Origin of the sequence: Anoxybacillus sp. CHMUD, assembly GCF_013096965.1 — a bacterium.
GTDB classification, from domain to species: domain Bacteria; phylum Bacillota; class Bacilli; order Bacillales; family Anoxybacillaceae; genus Anoxybacillus; species Anoxybacillus kestanbolensis_A.
In genome coordinates this window covers 99,203-121,545 of record NZ_SDLG01000005.1, presented here as the reverse complement: position 1 = coordinate 121,545, position 22,343 = coordinate 99,203, and the positions used below count along the sequence as shown (strand labels likewise).

Genomic DNA, 22,343 nt, shown 5'->3' with positions numbered 1-22,343 from the left:
AGCGTGGTCATTTTAACAGGTCATACGTTGACGTTAGAACAAGTTAAGCGCGTGTTGTATCAAAAGGAAGCAGTCGTTTTATCCAAAGACAGTATAGACGTAGTCAAAAAAAGTAGAAAAGCAGTTGAGGATATCGTTGCTAATAAGAAAATTGTGTACGGGATTACAACAGGTTTTGGAAAGTTTAGCGATGTGTTTATTGAAGCAGACGATGTCGAAGAGCTACAGTGGAACTTAATTCATTCGCACGCTTGCGGAGTCGGTGAGCCGTTTCCCGAAATCGTATCGCGAGCGATGTTATTGTTGCGGGCAAATGCGCTTTTAAAAGGCTATTCGGGTGTTCGCCCCGTTGTCATTCAGCGGTTGGTTGATTTATTAAATGCGCATATTCATCCAGTCATTCCGCAACAAGGTTCTCTCGGTGCGAGCGGTGACTTAGCGTCCCTATCACATTTAACACTTGTTTTACTTGGTGAAGGGGAAGTGTTTTATTGCGGTCGACGTATGCCAGCACTCGCTGCGTTGACACAGGCAGGTATTGCGCCACTTTCATTAAAAGCGAAAGAAGGATTAGCTCTTATTAACGGTACACAAGCAATGACGGCAATGGGGGTTGTCGGTTATTTAGAAGCGGAACAGCTTGCGTATGAAAGTGAACTAATTGCCGCAGTAACGATGGAAGGGTTGCGTGGGATTGTTGATGCATTCGATGAGCGCGTGCATCTTGTGCGCGGCTACCGCCAACAAACAGAAGTAGCGAAACGTATCCGCTCATATTTAGCGGGAAGCAAGCTGACAACGGCACAAGGAGAATTGCGCGTTCAAGATGCCTACTCGCTTCGCTGCATTCCACAAGTGCATGGTGCGTCTTGGCAAGCACTTGATTATGTGAAAGAAAAGCTCGAAATTGAGATGAACGCGGCAACCGACAACCCGCTTATTTTCGATGATGGTGCGACCGTCATTTCTGGTGGGAACTTCCATGGTCAACCAATTGCTTTAGCGATGGATTTTATGAAAATTGCGGTAGCGGAATTGGCCAATATTTCGGAACGGCGCATTGAGCGGCTTGTCAATCCGCAATTAAACGATTTGCCACCGTTTCTAAGCCCAGCGCCAGGATTGCAGTCAGGGGCGATGATTATGCAATATGCGGCAGCGTCGCTTGTGTCCGAAAATAAAACGTTAGCGCATCCAGCCAGCGTCGATTCGATTCCGTCCTCTGCAAACCAAGAAGACCACGTTAGCATGGGAACGATCGCTTCCCGCCACGCCTATACGATCATCCAAAACGCAAGGCGTGTATTGGCAATCGAATTAATTTGTGCGTTGCAGGCTGTCGAATACCGTGGCGTGGAACACATGGCGCCAAAGACGCGAGCTTTTTATGAAGCAGCGCGAAAAATCGTCCCATCGATTACAAAAGATCGCATTTTTGCGAAAGATATTGAAGCAGCAGCAAAATGGCTGAAGGATGTGGAATGGGATTTTTTTTCGCAAACGATGGAAACGGTAATTAATAGATGAAAGGGGATCGTACGATGAAACAGATTCAAGCGAAAAAAGGATTGCAACTTGAATGCAAAGGGTGGGAACAAGAAGCAGTATTGCGCATGTTATACAACAATCTAGACCCAGAGGTGGCGGAAAAACCAGAAGAGCTAATTGTATATGGGGGCATTGGGAAAGCAGCACGAAATTGGGAAGCGTTTGATGCGATTGTTCGGACGTTGCGCACGTTAGAAAATGACGAAACGCTATTAATTCAATCCGGAAAACCAGTCGGTGTGTTTAAAACGCATGAACGGGCGCCGCGCGTGCTTTTATCCAACTCTGTCCTTGTGCCGAAATGGGCGACGTGGGAACATTTTCATGAGCTCGACAGAAAAGGGCTAATCATGTACGGGCAAATGACAGCGGGAAGCTGGATTTATATCGGCACCCAAGGCATTTTACAAGGAACGTACGAAACGTTTGCCGCGGTGGCGAAGCAACATTTTGGCGGAACGCTAAAAGGAACGATTACGCTTACTGCTGGGCTAGGCGGCATGGGCGGAGCACAGCCGTTAGCGGTAACGATGAATGAAGGAGTAGTCATTGCGGTAGAAGTCGATCCAAGCCGAATTCAAAAACGAATCGACACGAAATATTGCGACCGAATGACGCACTCGCTTGACGAGGCGCTTCATTGGGCACGAGAAGCAAAAGAAAGTGGGGAAGCGCTATCGATTGGGCTTGTTGGCAATGCCGCTGAAGTGCATCACGAATTGCTAAAACGTGGTGTGCCTATTGATATCGTGACTGACCAAACGTCTGCCCATGATCCGTTAAACGGTTATGTGCCAGAAGGATTGTCATTACAAGAAGCAACGGAATTACGAAAAAACAATCCAAACGAATACGTCCGCCGCTCGAAACAAAGCATCGCAAAACATGTGGAAGCAATGCTACAATTCCAAAAACGTGGGGCGATTGTATTTGACTACGGCAACAATATTCGCCAAGTTGCCAAAGACGAAGGAGTCGAAAATGCGTTTTCGTTCCCAGGGTTTGTTCCTGCCTATATTCGTCCGCTATTTTGCGAAGGAAAAGGACCGTTTCGTTGGGCAGCGCTATCCGGCGACCCAGAAGATATTTATCGCACCGATGCGCTCATTAAAGAGCTATTCCCAGAAAACGAGGCACTGTTACGCTGGATTGACATGGCGCAAAAGAAAGTGGCGTTTCAAGGGCTTCCTGCCCGCATTTGCTGGCTAGGTTATGGCGAGCGGGTAAAAATGGGGCTAGCAATCAACGAATTAGTACGTAAAGGCGAGTTGAAAGCACCAATCGTCATCGGGCGCGACCATTTAGATTGCGGTTCCGTCGCCTCGCCAAACCGCGAAACAGAAGCGATGAAAGACGGTAGCGATGCCGTTGGGGATTGGGCAGTGCTCAATGCACTCATTAACACGGCCGCTGGAGGGTCATGGATTTCGTTTCATCATGGCGGCGGGGTTGGCATGGGCTATTCGCTACATGCAGGAATGGTCGTTGTTGCCGATGGAACGGATTTAGCGAAAGAACGGCTCGAACGAGTGTTAACGACTGACCCGGGCATGGGGATTATTCGCCATGCGGATGCAGGCTATGAACGAGCGATTGAAGTAGCACAAGAAATGAACATCCATATCCCGATGTTAAGGGGGTAATTTGATGGACACACTGATTGTGAATATCGGGCAATTGTTAACAATGGAAGGGGACGGACCGGTAAAGGGGGAGCAGATGAAGACGCTCCCTTTGATGGAACAGGCAGCGATCGGAATAAAAGATGGGCGTGTGGCGTGGATTGGCAGCAATGAAGAAACGAAAACAATTTCTGCCAAACATATCATTGACGCAGAAGGGAAGCTTGTGACACCAGGGCTTGTTGATCCGCATACACACCTTGTATTTGCTGGCTCGCGCGAACATGAACTACCGCTAAAGCAGCAAGGTGTTCCGTATTTAGAGATTTTAAAGCGTGGTGGTGGTATTTTGTCGACCGTACGCGCGACGCGAGCAGCAAGCGAAGAAGAGCTGTACGAAAAAGCACGCGTTCATTTGGATCGCATGCTTTCGTACGGGGTGACAACGGTCGAAGCAAAAAGTGGCTACGGATTAGACGAGGAAACAGAATGGAAACAATTGCGTGTGGCGAAGCGCCTACACCAAACGCACCCCGTAGAAGTTGTGTCAACATTTTTAGGCGCACACGCGATTCCTACAGAACATCAAAACCATCCGGATGATTTTTTACAGCAAATGGTCGACTTCATGGATGTCATTAAACAAGAGCAGCTTGCCGAGTTTGCCGACATTTTTTGTGAAACAGGTGTATTTACGGTCGAACAGTCACGCCTCTTTTTACAAAAAGCAAAAGAAAAAGGGTTTGCTGTTAAAATTCATGCTGATGAAATTGATTCGCTAGGTGGGACGGAGCTAGCGGTTGAAGTTGGAGCGGTAAGTGCCGATCATCTTGTTGGGGCATCTAGCGCAGGGATTCATCAACTTGCCCATTCAAACACCATCGCTGTATTGCTTCCTGGGACGTCTTTTTATTTAGGGAAAGGAAAGTATGCAAACGCACGGCAAATGATCGACGAAGGGGCAGCAGTGGCGCTTGCGACAGACTTTAACCCAGGTAGCTCGCCAACAGAAAATTTGCAATTCATTATGACGCTTGCTGCACTATATTTACGAATGACTTCAGAAGAAATTTGGCATGCGGTAACCGTCAATGCGGCATATGCGGTCAATCGCGGACAAGACGCAGGGCGAATTATGATCGGAAGAAAAGCGGACATCGTTCTATGGGATGCGCCGAATTATATGTACGTACCATACCATTACGGAATCAATCATGTCCGAATGGTTCTAAAAGAAGGGAAAGTGGTGAGCGAAAGGGGAAAAGGTGATGTTTCCGTATCTTAAAGAAGCAGGAAAAGCAACTTTTCAAGACCGCTATGTGAAAAAAGCGAACGAATTGCTCGTTCCGTGGGATGGAAAACAGGCGGGTAACATCGGTGTAATTGGTGTGCCGCTGTCTAAATCGTCGATTAGCCATTCGGGTGCGGCATTTGCTCCACAGGCGATTCGGCAAGCGTTGTCGTTTTATAGCACATACTCGATTGAAGCGGGAATTGATTTAGCGGACATCACGGTTACTGATTATGGCGATATTGTGATGCATCCGACCGATATCGTTGAATCACAAAGACGCATTGCTGAAACGGTCGAACAAGTCGTTGCTTTATATCCCGAGTCGAAGTGGATTGCCCTCGGTGGCGACCACTCTATCACGTTTCCAGTTGTTAGCGGCTGGCAAAAGCAAAAAGGAAAAATTGGCATGATCCAGTTCGATGCCCATCACGATTTACGCAACTTAGAAGACGGGGGACCAACAAACGGTACGCCATTTCGTCGGTTAATCGAAGCGGGTGTTATTGATGGCAGTCAACTTGTACAAATTGGGTTGCGTGACTTTGCGAATAGCCGCGCGTATACGGAATACGGAAAACAACGTGGGGTGACGATGTATACGGTCGAAGAGGTGTATCGCCTCGGCATTCAAACGATTATCGAAAAAAGTATGCAGATGTTATCGGACGTGGACGCGGTATATGTATCGGTCGATATGGATGTGCTTGACCAAGCATTTGCCCCTGGGTGTCCAGCGATTGGGCCAGGTGGGATGGATAGCCGCACGCTGTTGCAAGCCATTTTGCTACTTGCTCGCTATGATAAGGTGCAGGCAATGGACATTGTCGAAATCGACCCGACAATTGATTTTCGCCAAATGACAAGCCGACTAGCGGCGTGGTTTATTTTACAGTTTTTAAAAGAGAAAAAGGAGGGTGACTTTTAGGTCATCCTTTTTTATGTTAAACAGATCGACAAAAAGCGGCTCCGTTTGTATGATTGGAATGAAAGCAAACCCATTTGAAAGGAGAGCAGTGAATGCCTTTAACATACGATCAAATTGTCCAAATTTGCAAGAAAATAAATGACAAACATATGCCCAATGGCCAAGCATTTGTTGATGCAGTTGATATGTGGTTAGAACGATATACCGGGGAGAACGGGAAACAATTCATGTTCCTAGCCTTTAAACAATTGCTTTTTCTTGTTGATGAACATATTCGTGAGATTGAGCGAAAGGTAAACATTCGTTCAACTTGCGCAAAAGGGTGTGCGTATTGTTGCTATTTTCCAATCATTACAACGAGAGCAGAAGCAAAATGGATCATGATGAAAATCGCTGAACTACCTAAACGGGAGCAGGAGTGGATTCATGAACATATTCAATGGTATGGTGAACATTATGCTGAAAAAATAAAACGAGTAAACATGTTAGATTTTACAGAAGATCATCACTTCAAAGAAACATATATGAAGGAACAATTGCCATGTATATTTTTAAATCGCCAAACAAATACATGTTTGATTTATGAAGTAAGGCCAATACCATGTCGTACGTATTTAAACTACTGTTCTCCGAATGTATGTGCTGAATCATATTTGCCTGATGAGCCATTTAGTTATGAATTTTTATACGAGTTTTATATCGAAGCGCTTCACGATTTCATTCAAACGTTTGTTTATGAAGGAGAAGATGTTGGGATCGATTATCCAGATGACTTGTTTGACATGGACTATTTGTTTCGTTTTTTCGTGGATGAAAAGAAATAAACCTAGCACTAATCGAGGCGCTAGGCATTGTTACTCAAATTAATTGTTCATACACTTCATTTAAATGATAAACACGAATATTGTCTTGTTCTTCCTTTGCATACTTCATTTCTTGACGTAGCATGCGATCTAAAAAGGCGACTTCTTTTGGTGATAAGTCGCGGACGAATTGTTCTTCACTTTTGTATGGTTTACTTATTAGTTTTTTATATAAATGCATGGCTACCGTGTGATGACGGTCAGCGTAGTTTGCTAACGCTTCGCGTAAATAAGCTAACGTTTGATTCAACTCGCCCACCTCCTTAACAGTAGGGTGGGCGATTTTGTCATGAAATATGTGTCGCTATGCGAAAATCTCTTGTAAAATAGGGTCTTCATCAAGCAGTTGAACGGCTCGTTTTCGATATGTTTCGTCGTGAATGTACGTATAGCGGTTTGGTTTTATGGTTGGTGCCATGTGGATTGCTTGACGATATTCCTCTTTGTTCAACTGTAATGTTTTGACGTAATCGAAAAATCCAGTACGTGTAAACACTTTTGTGATACGTTCAGCCCGATGTTGTTGAACATGTGCCATGATATATGTGGCGATTCCTACTTGAATGCCATGCATATGTGGCGACGGGCTGATTTTGTCAAGTGCATGGGAGATTAGGTGTTCAGATCCGCTAATCGGTGCACTATTTCCGCTAATCACAGTAGAAATGCCGCCCATTGTTAACGAACTAATTAATTCTTTTAGAAAAATAGGATGTTTAATATTTTGCATTGGTGTACGGATAAAGCTGTTGACTGTTTTTTTGCTAATCATCGCTGCAAAAGCGTTTACCCGACTGACGCCGTGATTTTGTTCAAATTCCCAGTCATATAACGCTGTAATGTTCGACATTAAATCGCCTACTCCTGCTAAAATAAAACGATCAGGAGCTTGCTGAATGATATGTAAATCAGCCAAAATGCCGAACGGTACTTTAGCGGGAACGGTTGTTTTTTACCATTGACAAGTAACGAGCAGTTTGTGCTTGCAAAACCGTCATTTGACGCAGATGTTGGTATGCTAAGAAACGGCACTTGTCGTAAAAATGCCATATATTTGCCGCAGTCAATGACTGCCCCGCCGCCCATTGCTATCATCACATCGCAGTGGGGGAGTTCAAACGCCCTTTTCATAATGTCTACGATATCAAGCTGTGGTGGTAAGCAAACGGTATGAACAACAGCAGATGAAATGGCTCGTTTCATCTCTTGCTCGTACGTTTGATAAGTGAAATCATCAAATAAGATAACAGCTTTGGAAAAACGATACGTTTTTATCAGTTCGTCTATGCGCCAAATGACACCTTCGCCAATTTCAAGAATAGATGGAATTGGGATGTTCATGTCAATACCCCTTTTTCTTGTAAATAACGTTCAACATCCGCAAATGTGTCCACAGGAACAAATGGAATTTGTTTTTCACGCAACAATGATTGTAAAGCTCCTTTGGCAAATGTCACGTCGGCTACTTTCGCTGCATGAACGTCTGGTTCACTATCGCCAATAAAGTAAACGGTTTTATACGTTTGTTTCAATGTACGAATGACGCTAGATTTATCGATGCCATACCGTTCGGAATAATGAATATGATTTGGATTAATGCGCATATGAATATTTTTATCATGATAATATCCTTCGTTAGAAAAAATATCGACGCCACGTATATCATATTTTTTGAAAATGTGTCGGATATAGTAATCAGTTCCGGCGCTTAATACATAAAAATCGCCTTCGCTCTGTTGAACGTGTTTAATAAAAGGTAAAACTGTTTCATCAATCGGGATGTGATGAATATCTTCAATGATTTTTTCTTCATCTTGATGAATGGATGTAAAAATAGTGTTTAAAAAGTCGATATCTTTTATTTTTCCAGCACGCCATTGTTCGAATAATCGTTTCCCTTCAGGAAAATATTTTTCAATAACAATCCAGTAAAAGTCTTTATGCGAAATCGTTCCGTCAAAATCAGAAACAAAAGCCCATTTGTTCATGAGATAACCTTCGTTTTTTTTTTGTATATGCATTCATCAAAGAAATTGAATCGCTTGGGCAACATCGTAGTCGCTTTGTTGTAATGAAGTAGGCTGCCCAAGAATCATTTTCGCAAGCTCTGCTCCAACATACGGTCCTGCAGTCAGGCCGGATGCGCCAAGCCCATTCGCCACGTAAAGGCCTTCGATTTGTGGGACGGCACCAAATATAGGTAAAAAGTTCGGTGCGTGGGGACGGAAGCCAACACGTGTTTCCACATGGGTCCAATCCGCTAAGTGAGGGGCAATAGTTAATGCTTTATGTAACACTTCGTATAATCCACCAGCAGTCACACGGCAGTCAATGCCAACACCGTCTTCATGCGTCGCGCCAACAACTATTTTCCCGTTTGGAAAGGCAAGTAAATATTGATTGTTTGGAGGCATGACGACAGGCCAATGATCCGTATGTTGTTCAAGATGTTGTAGATGCACGATCTGTGCTCGCTGTGGCGTGATGAGAAATTCAATACCTAGTGGCAAAAGTAACGATTTTGCCCAAACACCTGCTGTGACAACGACCGCATCCGCCTCGTAACGTTCATTCGCTACTGAGGCACCAATGACTCGGCCATTTTCATGCAAAAGTGTTGCATCACCTTTTATATATGTTGCCCCTAAGTGAGTGGCAGCATGAATGAGAGCGCGTCTCAAGGCACGTCCGTCTACACGGGCAGCTCCACTGACATATAGCGCTTCGTATTCATCACGTAACACAGGAAATCGAGTTTTTACTTCTTTTGAAGACAGCCGAGTGACTTCTCCTATTTCAGGAGCTTCCTCACGCCGCTTGAGTACGCGTTCTTCCATACTTCTCAATTTATCGAGATCATGATGTAAACAAATCGCTCCGACACGTTCATATCCCGTTTCGTAACCGTATGTTTGCAATTGTTCAATGAGGCAAGGGTAAAATGCGGCACCACCTTTCGCAAGTGCGTACCATTTTTTATTTCGCCGTTGTGACGTCCACGGGCAAATGATTCCTGCTGCTGCATTGGTTGCTTGTCCGTGATCTTCACGGTCGATAATCACAACCTCTACCTTTTCTTTTGCGAGATGAAAAGCAACAGAAGCGCCAACAATTCCAGCGCCAATGACGATATAACGATTCATTGTTCACACCTTTTCTTTTGTTGTTTTGTACCATTACAATAACATAAGACGATAAAAAAGCAAGGGAGCCCCTTGCTTTTTTAATAGAACCACTTCGCCATTTCATAATATAGCGGCATGCCGATTGTTAAGTTGAACGGAAATGTAAGCCCGAGCGCCATGCCAAGATAGATAGCCGGATTCGCTTCTGGCACCGATGCGCGCATCGCAGCTGGAGCTGCAATATATGAGGCGCTTGCGGCGAGTACGCTAAGTAAAATCGTTCCCCCGAAAGATAATCCTGAATAATAACCGATTACCACTCCTAAAAAGCCGTATACAGGAGGTAAAAGAATCCCTAATGCGAGCAGTTTGACCCCATATTTGCGTACAGCTGCAAGTTGTTTTCCTGCTGTTAGGCCCATGCCGAGTAGAAAGAGGACAAGAACGCTTGGATATAAATCAATGAACAACGGTTTCACAACCGTAAGCGCACGATCTCCACCGATTAGCCCAACAAGAAGGCTACCGACCATTAAAAAGACGCTTTTTCCGAATAGCCCTTCTTTAATGATCGGTCCGTATACCGATGTAGCTGAGAAGCGATATACCATTTCTTGTTTATATGAGCGACTTTCTAACAATTTCAATATGACAAGCGATACGATAATTGCCGGGCTCTCTAACAGAACGACAAATGCACTCATGTAACTTTCGTACGCAATATTTGCTTGTTCGACAAAAGCGAGTGCAGCACCGAATGTAACGATGCTAACTGAACCATATGTTGCGGCAATACCTGTTGCGTTTTTACGATCAATGCCAAGACGACGACAAACAGCAAACGTAATAATTGGGATGATGATACCAAGTGATAATGTTCCAACTAACGGGCGAACGAGTTCATGAAAAGAATGTTCCGCAAGTTCAATGCCACCTTTCATTCCGATTGCGATTAACAAATAGATGCTTAACGATTCATTTAATCCTGTTGGCAATTTTAAATCTGATTTGACGAGAGCAGCAATAATGCCGAGAATAAAAAATAAAATGGCGGGCGATGTTAAATTGTTGATAACCATTTCTTGCATCGTAATCCTCTCCTTTATGTTTCTTTTTTATATTCAACAAAAAAGCCGGAAACATTTTTCGATCGGATCGAAAAATATTTCCGGCTTATCTTTTACTGACCATAAGGGCCTTTAAAAGATCAACCTTGTATGTCAATTGGTTCTTGTAGTAAAAAGACAATCATTCGTTCTCCTGTTTTTGTGCTAATGTCTGTATGCATGCTTGTTACTTGCTTACCTGTTAGTGTATAGATCATTTCTTTTAGTTGCTCGCTACCTGATTCAATTAAATCTGCGCGAATGCGTTTAATCGACAACATCCCTTCTTTTGTTTCGCACAATACTTTTTCGGCAGGAGTTAAAATGCCTCTTAATTGCACGATCACCATATTTCGTAAAATATCTGTTTTCACAGAGAGTGGACCGCGGCCTAAATATTCTTTTTCCCATTGGGTGAGCGCGCGACTAATTTGATCTTCTAGTTCTCCTTTTGTTTTCACGTTGATCCCCCTTTAGAAACAAAAAACGGCATGCCTCACGTATAGATGAAGTGAAACATACCGATGTATTTTTAGCTTAACTCGCCTCAATGTTAACCCTTTCGTTTTCGCCATGTGGCCATGTCGAAAACGCTAAGGCAAAACAATAAAACGAGCTTGCTATCAATCGTTCGGTGCAACAATTTGTTTTTTATTTTATAAAGGTTTGAAAGTTATGTCAAGGGAAAAGATAGAAGTACATACGTTTCGAGGGAAATATATTCATATTTGCAGCAACACGTCTCTTCCTCTCCATGCAGACGGCGAGCAAATTGGGGAAGGTGAGATTACGATTTCAGCAAACAAACAAATACGTGTACTGAAGTAGCCCGCATAAGAAAAAAATAGTGAAAGGCTCTTGTTGTCGCTAAGAGCCTTTAATACTTGTTTTGTATATGCCGCAATATTTCATAGGCGTGATCGCCAAACAGTGCAAGTAGTTGCTCGAATATTGCATCTCGCTGCAGATCAAGCTCAATAATTTGTTTTGCTAAATCTATAGCTTTCTTTTCCATCGGCAATCTCCTTTCGAAGTTGTTCATATTTTTTTCGCAGTTCTGTTAGTGTCCAATGATGTATTTCTCCTTCTTCATGCAGTTTGTCGATATAAAATTGTTTTTGTTTCATCGTTATTTGCAGAAGGGTTCCCATTTCCTTTCCTCCTTCCGTCATTTATTTGATAATCATTATATCGCTTCTCTATGTTGTAAACAGCACTTTTGTTACTTTTCATAACATAAATAATAAGTTTTGTTACTTTTTATAACAAAATTCATTTCAATATTCATAAAATACAGTATATTAATGTTATAAAATATAACGTGCATGAGGGGGATGAGGATGGAGTCGTATAAACATAAAAAAGTTATTTCAATTGGTATTGTTAGTGAGTTAACAGGTTTGTCACCGAGACAAATTCGGTATTATGAGGAGCGCCAACTTATTTTTCCTGATCGGTCAAAAGGGACGAGAAAGTATTCTTTCGCAGATGTTGAATGGCTCGTTGAGATTGCAAACAAACGAGAGGAAGGAGTGCAAACACGGGAAATTCGCTATGAAATGATGAAAGAAATTCGTGAAACGATGAGAAAAGGACAAATCAACGCTCATTTTCGTTCTCGCATGTAATTTTCTCTTTTCCATGTTATAATTGATGGTGGAAGGGGAATGGTCATGTTTATGGAGTTTTCATTCGATGTATTTACGTATGTATCGCTCTTCAGTATGTTCGTTGTGGCGATGACGTGCTATGTGAAGCGACAAGCGAATTACCCCGTCACTATTCAACGCTTCGTCACATACGATATGAACGGTTGCAAAAAGATGAGCGATGCATACACATATACGCCATTACACATACTTAACGACATTTATTTCAATGCGTTTATCTCCATCTGCCACAACAACAGAAGTAGCGACACAAATGAAAATCATGTCATATATTATGCCTGTGATGATTTTTATGGGGGCAAGTTCTGTCCCTTCCGCTTTATCGCTATATTGGGTCGTTGGTGGATGTTTTTCGATTATTCAGTCGCTTGTGATGCGTGCGCAATGGAAGAAGCATCAAGTAGAAACTGCCAAATAACCTGCTCGCTAGCTGAGCAGGTTTCTTTTCGTCAAGGGGTGAAAAAATGAAAGTTATTATTGCTGAAAAACCTGATCAAGGGAAGACGCTTGCATCGATTTTTCAAACAAAAAAACGAGAAGGATATATTGAAATTTTACCGAATGAGATGTTTCCGAAAGGTGCTTATATGACATGGGCAGTTGGACATTTATTTGAATTAGCTCCTCCGGAAACGTATGAAGCAAGTTGGAAGCGGTGGACACTTGATACGTTACCAATCATTCCAGATCGTTTTCAGTACGAGATTGATCGAAAAAAGGCGAAACAGTTTGCGATCATTAAACAATTGCTTCGTAAGCCAGAAGTGATTGAGATTATTCATGCTGGTGATGCAGGGAGAGAAGGAGAATTAATCATTCGAAACATTATTTACATGAGTGGTGTAAAAAAACCGATCAAACGGCTTTGGATCTCATCTTTAACACCGAAAGCTATTGAACAAGGATTTCGTCAGTTGTTGGATGAAAAACAGACACGTCCTTTATACGAGGAAGCGTATGCGCGAACATGTGCAGATTGGCTTGTCGGTATAAACGCCTCGAGGGTGTATACGATTTTATTGAAACAAAAGGGAATGAACGATGTCTTTTCCGTTGGACGTGTACAAACGCCAACGCTTGCTCTAATTGTGAGAAGAGAAAAAGAAATTGAACAGTTTCGCTCGGAGCCGTTTTGGGAAGTTGTTGCTACATTTGATGTGGACGGAAAACGATACGAAGGAAAGTGGTGGCACGAAAATGAGACGCGCACATACGATCGAGAGCTTGCTGAGAAAGTGAGCGCGTTTTGCAGACAAAAACAAGTAGAGGTAGCAGAAGTTACATGTGAGCGAAAAACATTTTTACCACCGCTTTTGTTTAATTTATCAACATTGCAGGCAGCGGCAAACAAGCGGTTTAAATATTCGCCGCAAAAAACATTAGATATACTACAAAAACTATATCAAAAGGGGTATGTATCGTATCCACGCTCCGATTCACAATATGTAACTAAAGGAGAAGCGGAAACATTTCCACATATCTTAAAACAACTTTCACAAAAGGAAGAGTATGCTCCTTATTTTCCACTCGTTCACGAATCGATTTTACATAATAAACGTTATGTAAACGAAAAGAAGGTAACAGATCATTATGCCATTATTCCAACTGAACAAGTGCCGAATTTGACAAAGTTAAGTCAGGATGAGCGAAATATTTACGACCTTGTCGTTCGGAGATTAATTGCTGCTCATAGTGAAGAAGCTATATTTGATTATACAACGATTGTAACCGTTGTCGATGGACGTGCTCGCTTTATTTCAAAAGGAAAGAAACAAATACAAGCAGGATGGCGGGACGTCCTTATGTCACAAGATGATGATGTACAACTTTTACCGAATGTACAAAGTGGAGAAAAAGGAATGGTATATGATGTGTATGTGAAAGAAGGAAAAACACAGCCGCCAAAGCGATATACAGAAGGCGAACTGATCACGTTAATGAAGACAGCAGGGAAGTTTTTAGATGACGAACAACTGGAGAAAGTATTAGCGAAAACAGAAGGACTTGGGACGGAAGCTACCCGCGCCTCCATTATTACAACGCTAAAACAGAGAAATTATATTGAGATAAAAAATAATCAAGTATATGTAACTGATAAAGGAAAAGTATTGATTGACGCAATCGGCCCGCACCTTTTGGCGTCTCCTGAAATGACAGCAAAATGGGAACAACGATTAAGTGAAATTGGCGAAGAAAAAGCATCGGCCACAGCATTTATGGAACAAGTGAAAAAATTGGCAGCGAAAATTGTGGCCGATGCGGTACAAGTGGCAAATCATTGGTCATTTGAAGGACTAGATACCACTTCGATTCAGCAGAAGAAAAAAACAACGATCGGAAAACATGTCGGGGTTTGCAAGCTTTGTGGGGGCTCGGTCATTGATAATGGTTCGTTTTACGGTTGTGTCAACTATGCAAAAACAAAGTGCTCATTTACTATTTCAAAAACGATATTGGGCAAATCGATCTCACAAGCAAACGTCAAAAAATTATTAGCAGAAGGAAAAACGAGTGTTATCAAAGGGTTTAAAAAGGGAGAAAACACATTTAATGCTGCGGTTATATGGGATGAAAAAGAAAAACGTATATCGTTTTCGTTTGAAAAATAGGAGGCTTCCCTCCTATTTTTCAACTTCGCCTTTCCACTCATTCATACCGCCGGTCATATTATATATACTTGAGAAGCCTTCTTTTACTAGCAATTCGCTTGCTTGCGCTGAGCGATTACCGGAACGACAAACGACAATATACGTCTTGTTTTTGTTCAGTTCATCTACACGATCTGGAAGATGTTGTAAAGGTAATAAAATAGCTCCAGGAATATGACCGGAAGCATATTCCTCTTCTGTACGGACATCGAGCACAACAACGTCCTCTTTTTGCATCATTTGTGCAGCTTCATCGACAGAAATGTTTGTATAACGGTTTTGTGCACATCCGCTTATGATGAAAAGAAATGTAAATAAAAAAGAAAACCATTTTTGCATGAAATTATCGCCTCCGCATATAATCAAATACCCATATGTGTATTCTAGCTTATTTTTTCGATTTCTTCAAACGTTTCGACACCATTGTTATGTCTATATGTAGTACAATAGGAAGAAAGGTTTACATGGAAAGAAGGAGAGAGCATGTGCGGATCTATCATCGACTTGATTGGAAATACGCCCGTTGTTAAGCTCAATCGGGTTGTTTTTCGGGAGGGAGCAAGTGTATATATAAAGCTTGAGTCGTTCAATCCAGGTGGAAGTGTAAAAGATCGTGCAGCTAAACGAATGATTGAGCAGGCCGAGCGAGAGGGAAAAATTGTCCCTTTTCGAAGCACGATTATTGAACCAACATCAGGGAATACAGGAATTGGGTTAGCGATGGTATGCGCAGCGAAAGGTTATCGTTGCATCATCACGATGCCAGATAATGCGACAAAGGAACGGGTGAATTTATTAAAAGCATATGGTGCGGAAGTTCACTTAACCCCTGCAGCTTTGCGCATGCAAGGGGCGATTGATGAAGCATATCGGCTTGCGGAGAGTATTCCAAACAGCTTTATACCCATGCAGTTTGAAAATAAAGCAAATCCAGATGCTCACCGAATAAGTACAGCAGTTGAAATTGTAGAGGCATTTCCAGAAGGAATTGACGCGTTCGTGCTTACAGCAGGAACAGGGGGGACGGTAACAGGAACAGGGGAGGAGTTGAAGAAAACATTCCCTCATTTACGCATTTATGTTGTGGAACCATATGGGTCTCCCGTCCTTTCGGGTGGGCAACCGGGGCCGCATAAAATTCCAGGTACTGGACCAGGTTTTATTCCGCCTATTTTAAATCGCAAGGTGTATGATGATATTTTGCTTGTCAAAGATGAAGAAGCACAGATGATGGCGCGGCGATTAGCTGCAGAAGAGGGGATTTTAGTGGGGGCTTCAGCTGGGGCAGCTGCCTTTTGTGCGGTTCAAGTGGCGCGAACTCTCCCGAAAGACGCACGTGTGCTTTGTATGGCACCAGATACAGGAGAGCGATATTTGTCCTCCGATTTATTTAACGGATAAGAGAGAGAAAAATTGTCGAGGCTATGAAATAAAAAGGAGTGATTGTATGTTTCGAGAAGAAGTAAAAACAATAGGAGGCCTTCGTCTTCATGTCATTCCGACGAAAAAATATAAGACGAATACGCTCGTATTAAAGATGAAAGCACCGTTATGTGAACGAGATGTAACGATGCGAGCTCTTATTCCGTATGTGTTACAAAACGCTACCGAGCGACATCCGTCGATGAAAGCGTTACGTACATATTTAGACGAACTATATGGTGCTACGTTACAAGTCGATTTAGCGAAAAAAGGAGAAAATCATATTATTACGATTCGAATGGATGTGGCAAACGAAAAATTTTTAGGCACCACATCTCCACTATTACGGGAAGCGTTGACCCTCTTTAGCGACATACTATTTCGCCCACTTACTGAACAAGGTGGATTTTCTGTTGCGATTGTTGAGCAAGAAAAACGGGCATTGAAACAAAAAATACAATCGTTGTTTGATGATAAAATGCGATATGCTCAACATCGACTCATCGAAGAGATGTATAAAGGTTCGCCTTATGCACTCGATGTTCACGGTAAACTGAGCGATATTGATACAATTGATGCTAAACGTTTATATAAACATTACGAACACATGCTGAAACACGATGAAATAGACTTATACATTGTCGGAGATGTGGCGTTAACGGACGTAGAACATGATGTTGTGGAACGTTTTCCGTTAGAAGCTCGTTCTTTACGTTCAACTGAAACGACAACGTTACCAAAACGAACAAGCGTGCAAGAAGTTATAGAAAAACAACATGTGAAACAAGGAAAGCTACATCTTGGTTATCGAACAAATACGACATACAACGATGCAGATTACGATGCGTTACAAGTATGGAATGGGATCTTCGGTGGGTTTGCACATTCAAAATTGTTTATGAATGTGCGCGAAAAGGCAAGTTTAGCTTATTATGCAGCTTCGCGTATCGAAAGTCACCAAGGAATGATGATGGTCATGGCAGGAATTGAACCGAGCAATTATGAGCGTGCACTTGAAATTATTCATGCTCAGGCAGAGGCGATGCGTAACGGGCAATTTAGCGATGAGGAAATTATTCAAACAAAAGCAGTCATTCGTAATCAATTATTAGAAACGGTTGATACAGCGCGTGGAATGATTGAAATTTCTTATCATAACGTCATCGCGACGCGGCAACGTCCATTAGATGAGTGGTTAGAAGCGATTGAAAAAGTGACGTATGAGGATATTGTTCGTATAGGTGAAAAAATTGAATTAGATACAATTTATTTTTTAACAGAGAAGGAAGGTGAGAAAAAATGAAGATTATTCGCTACGATCAGTTGCAAGAACAATTATTTTATGAGCGATTAAACAACGGATTAGATGTTTACATTTTACCGAAAAAAGAATTCAATAAAACATATGCAACGTTTACGACAAAATACGGTTCGGTGGATAACTATTTTACTCCATATGGAAAAACGAGTATGAAAAAAGTGCCGGATGGCATCGCTCATTTTTTAGAGCATAAATTGTTCGAAAAAGAAGATGGCGATGTATTTCAAATATTTAGTAAGCAAGGGGCATCAGCGAACGCTTTTACATCTTTCACACGCACCGCCTATTTATTTTCGAGTACGACAAATGTAGAAAAAAACTTAGAAACTTTACTTGATTTTGTTCAAGAACCATACTTTACAGAGCAAACAGTCGAAAAGGAAAAAGGGATTATCGCTCAAGAAATTCGTATGTATGACGATAACCCGGATTGGCGTCTATATTTCGGAACAATTGAAAGCATGTATCACAATCATCCTGTAAAAATTGATATTGCAGGAACAGTGGAGTCGATTTCACATATTACGAAAGACTTATTGTATGAATGCTATGCAACGTTTTATCACCCGAGTAATATGTTGTTGTTTGTTACCGGTCCAGTTGATCCATTGACTATACTCGAACAAATTCGCACAAATCAAGCAAAAAAAACGTTCCGTTCGCCAACAGACATTGAGCGATTTCACTATGAAGAACCATCCCATGTCGCCCGTGAAAAACATGTCATTGAAATGAATGTACAGACATCTAAATGTCTCGTTGGTATAAAGGCGAAAAATGTATATACAAAAGGAAAAGAAAAATTAAAGCATGAATGCGCGATGGGATTATTGCTTGATCATTTGTTTGGAAAAAGTTCATCGCACTATGAGCGGCTATATCAACAAGGATTAATTGATGAAACATTTATGGTTGATTATACAGAAGAAAGTGATTTTGGGTTTGGTTTAATTGGTGGCGACACATTATACCCTGATCAATTAGCAGAAGAAATTCAACGCATTCTTGTGCAGTTTTCCGATATTGGTGATGAACAAGTGGAGCGGATGAAAAGAAAAAAAATCGGCTCGTTTTTACGATCGTTGAATTCGCTTGAGTATATTGCGAATCAATTTACTCGTTACGCATTCGACCAAATGAGTTTATTCGATGTTGTAGAGGCGTTACAATCATTGACATCGGATGATATAAAAGCGGTAGCCCGTGAATGTTTTGTACCCGAACAGTTTACGGTATGCCAAGTTGTTCCGAAAAGGTGAAATGTGATGAAATATGCTTTAGTTACAGGAGCGAGTGGAGGAATTGGACAGGAAATTGCCAGACAGCTCGCAAAAGATGGGTATGGATTGTATTTACATTACTACAAAAATGAACAATCTGTTCAATCTTTAATGAAGCAATTATCAACAGACATATATGCCATTCAGGCCGATTTATCTCATCCTTCTGGGGTCGATACGTTAGTGTCGTCTCTTTTTCATCCAATTGACGTGCTCGTTCATAATAGTGGAATGAGTACATATGGGCTGGTGACGGACATGACTGACGAACAAGTCGAGCGCATGGTACAGTTGCATGTGACAAGTCCGTTTTTATTGACGAAACGGTTGTTGCCCTCTATGATTCAGCGACGTCGCGGACAAATTGTTGTCATTTCATCGATCTGGGGACTCACAGGGGCGTCATGCGAAGTATTGTATTCGATGGTGAAGGGCGCGCAAAATACGTTCGTCAAAGCGTTAGCGAAAGAAGTTGCGCCAAGCCACATACGAGTAAATGCCATTGCTCCAGGAGCCATTGATACACCGATGCTTCAGGAGTTTACTGCAGAGGAGTTAGAAGCGTTAGCGAACGAGATTCCACTCGGGAGAATCGGGAAACCAGAAGATGTAGCTAAAGCGGTATCGTTTTTAATTTCTGACGATGCATCGTATATTACAGGACAAATTTTATCCGTCAATGGCGGTTGGTATTGTTAAGCAAGCATAATTTTTTGTTTCATAAGGCAAACTGTTCTTGAAACGAATTTCAAGGAGGTTTGCATATGTCTGTTCTTGATAATTTTGAGCAATGGAAAAGCTTTTTAGCTGATCGTCTTCATCAAGCGGAAGCGCAAGGGATGAACCAACAAGTCATTTCGGATATCGCTTATCAGATTGGCGACTACTTGGCAAAACAAGTCGATCCGAAAAACCCGGAAGAGCGTGTACTTGCTGATTTGTGGCACGTAGCAAATGAGCAAGAGCAACATGCAATAGCCAACATGATGATTAAACTTGTACAAAATAAGTAAGTAATATGGGCAAGCTGGTGACATTCGCCAGCTTGTTTTACTATGTTTATCTGTTCACAAAAAACGGTTGTCTGTCCTTTTCATTCTCGCATTCAGATGGTAAAATAAACATACATGCGTGTTTCGACAAAGCGTTCCTTTAGGATCGTATCGTGTAACGTAAAGGGGAGAAGGGGTATATGGAAAAAAAAGAATGGTATTTAGAATATGAAATACATATCAATCGTCCGGGATTGTTAGGGGATATTGCATCGCTACTTGGTATGTTGTCCATTAACATCGTCACAATTAACGGGGTGGACGATTCACGTCGAGGGATGCTTTTGTTGTGCAAAAGCCATGAGCAAATTGAACGGCTACAATCCATTTTGGCAACGATGGAAGATATCACGGTGACGAAGTTGCGCGAACCGAAGCTACGCGACCGTCTCGCCGTTCGGCATGGACGTTATATTCAGCGTGATGCCGACGATAAAAAAACGTTTCGGTTCGTTCGTGACGAATTAGGATTGCTTGTCGATTTTATGGCTGAGTTATTTAAGCAAGAAGGCCACAAGTTAATTGGCATTCGTGGTATGCCGCGTGTTGGAAAAACGGAATCCATCGTAGCTGCGAGCGTATGTGCGAATAAACGTTGGCTATTTGTCTCATCTACGTTAATTAAGCAAACAGTCCGTAGCCAATTAATTGAAGATGAGTATAACGAAAATAATGTATTTATTGTTGATGGGATTGTATCAACACGTCGCTCAAATGAGCGGCATTGGCAACTGATTCGTGAGTTGATGCGATTACCAGCAACAAAAGTGATTGAACATCCCGATATTTTTGTAAGGCATACGGAATATAAACTTGATGATTTTGATTATATTATTGAATTGCGTCATGATGCAGATGAGGAAATTACGTACGATCTTGTTGCCCAATCTTCTTTCTTCGGCAACGACGGTTTTTCGAATATCGACTTTTAAAGATGGAAGGTGTTTCCGTTGACAGAGTTAGGGAAGCGTTTAAAAGAAGCGAGAGAACAGCGCAATATGAGTTTAGATGATTTACAAGAAATCACTAAAATTCAAAAGCGATATTTGATCGCAATTGAACAAGGAAATTATGTGATTATGCCTGGGAAGTTTTATGTTCGCGCATTTATTCGTCAGTATGCTGAAGCGGTCGGCCTTGATCCCGAAGAGCTGTTTGAACAATACGCAAACGAAATTCCAAATGCCCAGCAAGAAGAACTTCCTGGCGAATTATCGCGTGTTAAATCGCGACAATTATCAGAACAAGGTGAAAAAGTACTGAATATCCTCCCCAAAATTTTAATCGGTATGTTAGCTGTTGGAGTAGCAGTTGTTCTATGGTTTTTCTTTCAAAACCGAACGATGGATGAACAACCGCAAGAGCAAGTGATAAATGAGGAGACAGAATTTGAGCAATCTGAGCAGGTGAACGAACAACAGCCTGAAAAACAAAATGAACAACAATCTGAAAAACAAAATGAACAACAATCTGAAAAACAGAACGAACAACAACTAGAAAAAGAGCAAGAGCAACCATCGACAGCAATGATTAAAGTAGTAGACACGAATGGTCGAAAATCGACACTTGAAGTCACAGGGGAACAGTTGATCATTGACATTGCAACAAAGGGTGATGCGTGGATTGAAGTGAAAAACGGGAAGGGAAAAGCATTCACGCGCAAAATGATGTATGCTAATCAAGCTGAAACGTTCGATTTGACGAACGAAACAGAAGTTTTATTAGTCATCGGTCAAACATTAAATACAGAAGTGAAAATAAATGGACAAACACTTCAATACCCTGTTAATCCAAGTGATCACGTGCGTCAAGATATTACGATTGTTTATAAAAAACAATGATGTTGTATGACGTGTTGGAGGTTAGTACTGTGAATATACCGAATCAAATTACAATTGCCCGAATGCTACTTATTCCTTTTTTCCTAATTTTCCTCTTGGCACCGATTGACTTAGGTATGATTCAAATCGGAACAGAGCAATTGCCGATGACACACGCTGTTGCTGCGCTTATTTTTATTATTGCATCAACAACAGACTGGATTGATGGATACTATGCACGAAAATATGGGTTAGTAACGAATTTAGGAAAATTTCTTGACCCGCTTGCAGATAAATTGCTTGTATCGGCTGCGCTCATTGCGCTCGTTCAATTGGATTTGGCGCCAGCGTGGATGGTCATTGTTATTATTAGTCGTGAATTTGCGGTAACCGGATTGAGGCTTGTGTTAGCAGGGGAAGGGGAAGTGGTGGCAGCGAACATGCTTGGAAAAATTAAAACGTGGACGCAAATTGTAGCGATCGCCGCCCTTCTTTTGCACAATCTTCCTTTCTCCCTGCTGTCGTTTCCGTTTGCGGACATTTCTTTATGGATTGCACTCATTTTCACAATCTGGTCAGGATGGGATTACTTTGTTAAAAATAAACACGCATTTCGTCATTCGAAGTAAATAAAAAGGGGATGGGAG

General features: G+C 41.9%; 22 protein-coding genes and 2 pseudogenes. 16 read left to right on the top strand and 8 right to left on the bottom strand.

The features are described from left to right. The first annotated feature begins 3 nt into the window (after positions 1-3). From hutH to ETB99_RS05230, 5 genes are all read left to right on the top strand, one after another. Positions 4-1,527 (top strand): histidine ammonia-lyase, encoded by a 1,524-nt coding sequence (gene hutH / locus ETB99_RS05250; protein ID WP_171700128.1) that lies wholly within the window; start codon positions 4-6, stop codon positions 1,525-1,527. A gap of 14 nt (positions 1,528-1,541) precedes the next feature. Then, positions 1,542-3,191, top strand: a complete 1,650-nt coding sequence (gene hutU / locus ETB99_RS05245; protein ID WP_171700081.1) for a urocanate hydratase — start codon at positions 1,542-1,544, stop codon at positions 3,189-3,191. A gap of 1 nt (position 3,192) precedes the next feature. Further along, positions 3,193-4,455 (top strand): imidazolonepropionase, encoded by a 1,263-nt coding sequence (gene hutI, locus ETB99_RS05240; protein WP_253263549.1) that lies wholly within the window; start codon positions 3,193-3,195, stop codon positions 4,453-4,455. After that, positions 4,439-5,389, top strand: a complete 951-nt coding sequence (gene hutG / locus ETB99_RS05235; RefSeq protein ID WP_129000213.1) for a formimidoylglutamase — start codon at positions 4,439-4,441, stop codon at positions 5,387-5,389. Before hutI ends, hutG begins: the two co-directional genes overlap by 17 nt. Before the next feature lie 92 nt (positions 5,390-5,481). After that, the gene (locus ETB99_RS05230) at positions 5,482-6,213 is read left to right on the top strand and encodes a YkgJ family cysteine cluster protein (RefSeq protein WP_077428307.1); all 732 of its coding nucleotides are present in this window, start codon (positions 5,482-5,484) and stop codon (positions 6,211-6,213) included. A gap of 34 nt (positions 6,214-6,247) precedes the next feature. On the opposite strand, the gene ETB99_RS05225 is transcribed toward ETB99_RS05230, so the two are convergent. From ETB99_RS05225 to ETB99_RS05195, 7 genes and pseudogenes are all read right to left on the bottom strand, one after another. Continuing rightward, positions 6,248-6,502, bottom strand: coding sequence for a sigma-G-dependent sporulation-specific acid-soluble spore protein CsgA (locus tag ETB99_RS05225; protein ID WP_077428308.1), 255 nt, complete (start codon positions 6,500-6,502; stop codon positions 6,248-6,250). Positions 6,503-6,556: 54 nt separating this feature from the next. Next, positions 6,557-7,593 (bottom strand): annotated as a pseudogene (locus tag ETB99_RS05220) (iron-containing alcohol dehydrogenase family protein). Continuing rightward, positions 7,590-8,240 carry an MtnX-like HAD-IB family phosphatase gene (locus tag ETB99_RS05215; RefSeq protein ID WP_077428310.1) on the bottom strand — a complete coding sequence of 217 codons (651 nt, stop codon included), beginning with the start codon at positions 8,238-8,240 and terminating at the stop codon, positions 7,590-7,592. The pseudogene ETB99_RS05220 and the gene ETB99_RS05215 overlap by 4 nt, the downstream one beginning before the upstream one ends. A gap of 36 nt (positions 8,241-8,276) precedes the next feature. Continuing rightward, positions 8,277-9,395 (bottom strand): NAD(P)/FAD-dependent oxidoreductase, encoded by a 1,119-nt coding sequence (locus ETB99_RS05210; protein ID WP_077428311.1) that lies wholly within the window; start codon positions 9,393-9,395, stop codon positions 8,277-8,279. 80 nt (positions 9,396-9,475) lie between these two features. Beyond that, on the bottom strand, positions 9,476-10,465 hold the full coding sequence (locus ETB99_RS05205) for a sodium-dependent bicarbonate transport family permease (protein WP_006321927.1): 990 nt from the start codon (positions 10,463-10,465) through the stop codon (positions 9,476-9,478). A gap of 119 nt (positions 10,466-10,584) precedes the next feature. Continuing rightward, positions 10,585-10,944: a Na-translocating system protein MpsC family protein gene (locus ETB99_RS05200; protein ID WP_006321933.1), complete on the bottom strand. Its 360-nt coding sequence runs from the start codon at positions 10,942-10,944 to the stop codon at positions 10,585-10,587. 513 nt (positions 10,945-11,457) lie between these two features. Next, entirely contained in the window at positions 11,458-11,634 is a 177-nt protein-coding gene (locus ETB99_RS05195) for a hypothetical protein (RefSeq protein ID WP_171700079.1), read from the bottom strand. A gap of 189 nt (positions 11,635-11,823) precedes the next feature. Here ETB99_RS05195 and ETB99_RS05190 point away from each other — a divergent pair, with 189 nt between their 5' ends. The 3 genes and pseudogenes from ETB99_RS05190 (at position 11,824) to ETB99_RS05180 (ending at position 14,762) form a co-directional block, all read left to right on the top strand. Next, complete coding sequence (locus tag ETB99_RS05190; protein WP_006323413.1) at positions 11,824-12,111, top strand: MerR family transcriptional regulator; 288 nt, start codon at positions 11,824-11,826, stop codon at positions 12,109-12,111. A 232-nt stretch (positions 12,112-12,343) separates the two neighbouring features. After that, positions 12,344-12,571, top strand: a pseudogene (locus tag ETB99_RS05185) (YidC/Oxa1 family membrane protein insertase); the annotation flags it as partial. A gap of 46 nt (positions 12,572-12,617) precedes the next feature. After that, the gene (locus ETB99_RS05180; protein ID WP_171700078.1) at positions 12,618-14,762 is read left to right on the top strand and encodes a DNA topoisomerase III; all 2,145 of its coding nucleotides are present in this window, start codon (positions 12,618-12,620) and stop codon (positions 14,760-14,762) included. Between the two features lie 12 nt (positions 14,763-14,774). Here the strand turns inward: ETB99_RS05180 and ETB99_RS05175 are convergent, their stop codons facing one another. Beyond that, the gene (locus ETB99_RS05175; RefSeq protein WP_077428316.1) at positions 14,775-15,140 is read right to left on the bottom strand and encodes a rhodanese-like domain-containing protein; all 366 of its coding nucleotides are present in this window, start codon (positions 15,138-15,140) and stop codon (positions 14,775-14,777) included. A 144-nt stretch (positions 15,141-15,284) separates the two neighbouring features. Between ETB99_RS05175 and cysK the strand changes: the two genes are divergently transcribed. From cysK to pgsA, 8 genes are all read left to right on the top strand, one after another. Continuing rightward, the gene (gene cysK / locus ETB99_RS05170) at positions 15,285-16,202 is read left to right on the top strand and encodes a cysteine synthase A (RefSeq protein WP_077428317.1); all 918 of its coding nucleotides are present in this window, start codon (positions 15,285-15,287) and stop codon (positions 16,200-16,202) included. A 46-nt stretch (positions 16,203-16,248) separates the two neighbouring features. Further along, entirely contained in the window at positions 16,249-17,526 is a 1,278-nt protein-coding gene (gene yfmF / locus ETB99_RS05165; RefSeq protein WP_171700077.1) for an EF-P 5-aminopentanol modification-associated protein YfmF, read from the top strand. Beyond that, complete coding sequence (gene yfmH, locus ETB99_RS05160; protein ID WP_171700076.1) at positions 17,523-18,803, top strand: EF-P 5-aminopentanol modification-associated protein YfmH; 1,281 nt, start codon at positions 17,523-17,525, stop codon at positions 18,801-18,803. Before yfmF ends, yfmH begins: the two co-directional genes overlap by 4 nt. Before the next feature lie 6 nt (positions 18,804-18,809). After that, positions 18,810-19,523, top strand: coding sequence for an elongation factor P 5-aminopentanone reductase (gene ymfI, locus ETB99_RS05155; RefSeq protein ID WP_077428320.1), 714 nt, complete (start codon positions 18,810-18,812; stop codon positions 19,521-19,523). A 65-nt stretch (positions 19,524-19,588) separates the two neighbouring features. Continuing rightward, positions 19,589-19,837 (top strand): DUF3243 domain-containing protein, encoded by a 249-nt coding sequence (locus tag ETB99_RS05150; protein WP_004890680.1) that lies wholly within the window; start codon positions 19,589-19,591, stop codon positions 19,835-19,837. 179 nt (positions 19,838-20,016) lie between these two features. Next, the gene (locus tag ETB99_RS05145) at positions 20,017-20,808 is read left to right on the top strand and encodes a DUF3388 domain-containing protein (RefSeq protein ID WP_129000221.1); all 792 of its coding nucleotides are present in this window, start codon (positions 20,017-20,019) and stop codon (positions 20,806-20,808) included. Positions 20,809-20,817: 9 nt separating this feature from the next. Further along, positions 20,818-21,717 (top strand): helix-turn-helix domain-containing protein, encoded by a 900-nt coding sequence (locus ETB99_RS05140; RefSeq protein ID WP_171700072.1) that lies wholly within the window; start codon positions 20,818-20,820, stop codon positions 21,715-21,717. A gap of 29 nt (positions 21,718-21,746) precedes the next feature. Further along, positions 21,747-22,325: a CDP-diacylglycerol--glycerol-3-phosphate 3-phosphatidyltransferase gene (pgsA, locus tag ETB99_RS05135; RefSeq protein WP_004890673.1), complete on the top strand. Its 579-nt coding sequence runs from the start codon at positions 21,747-21,749 to the stop codon at positions 22,323-22,325. Positions 22,326-22,343: the final 18 nt, after the last annotated feature.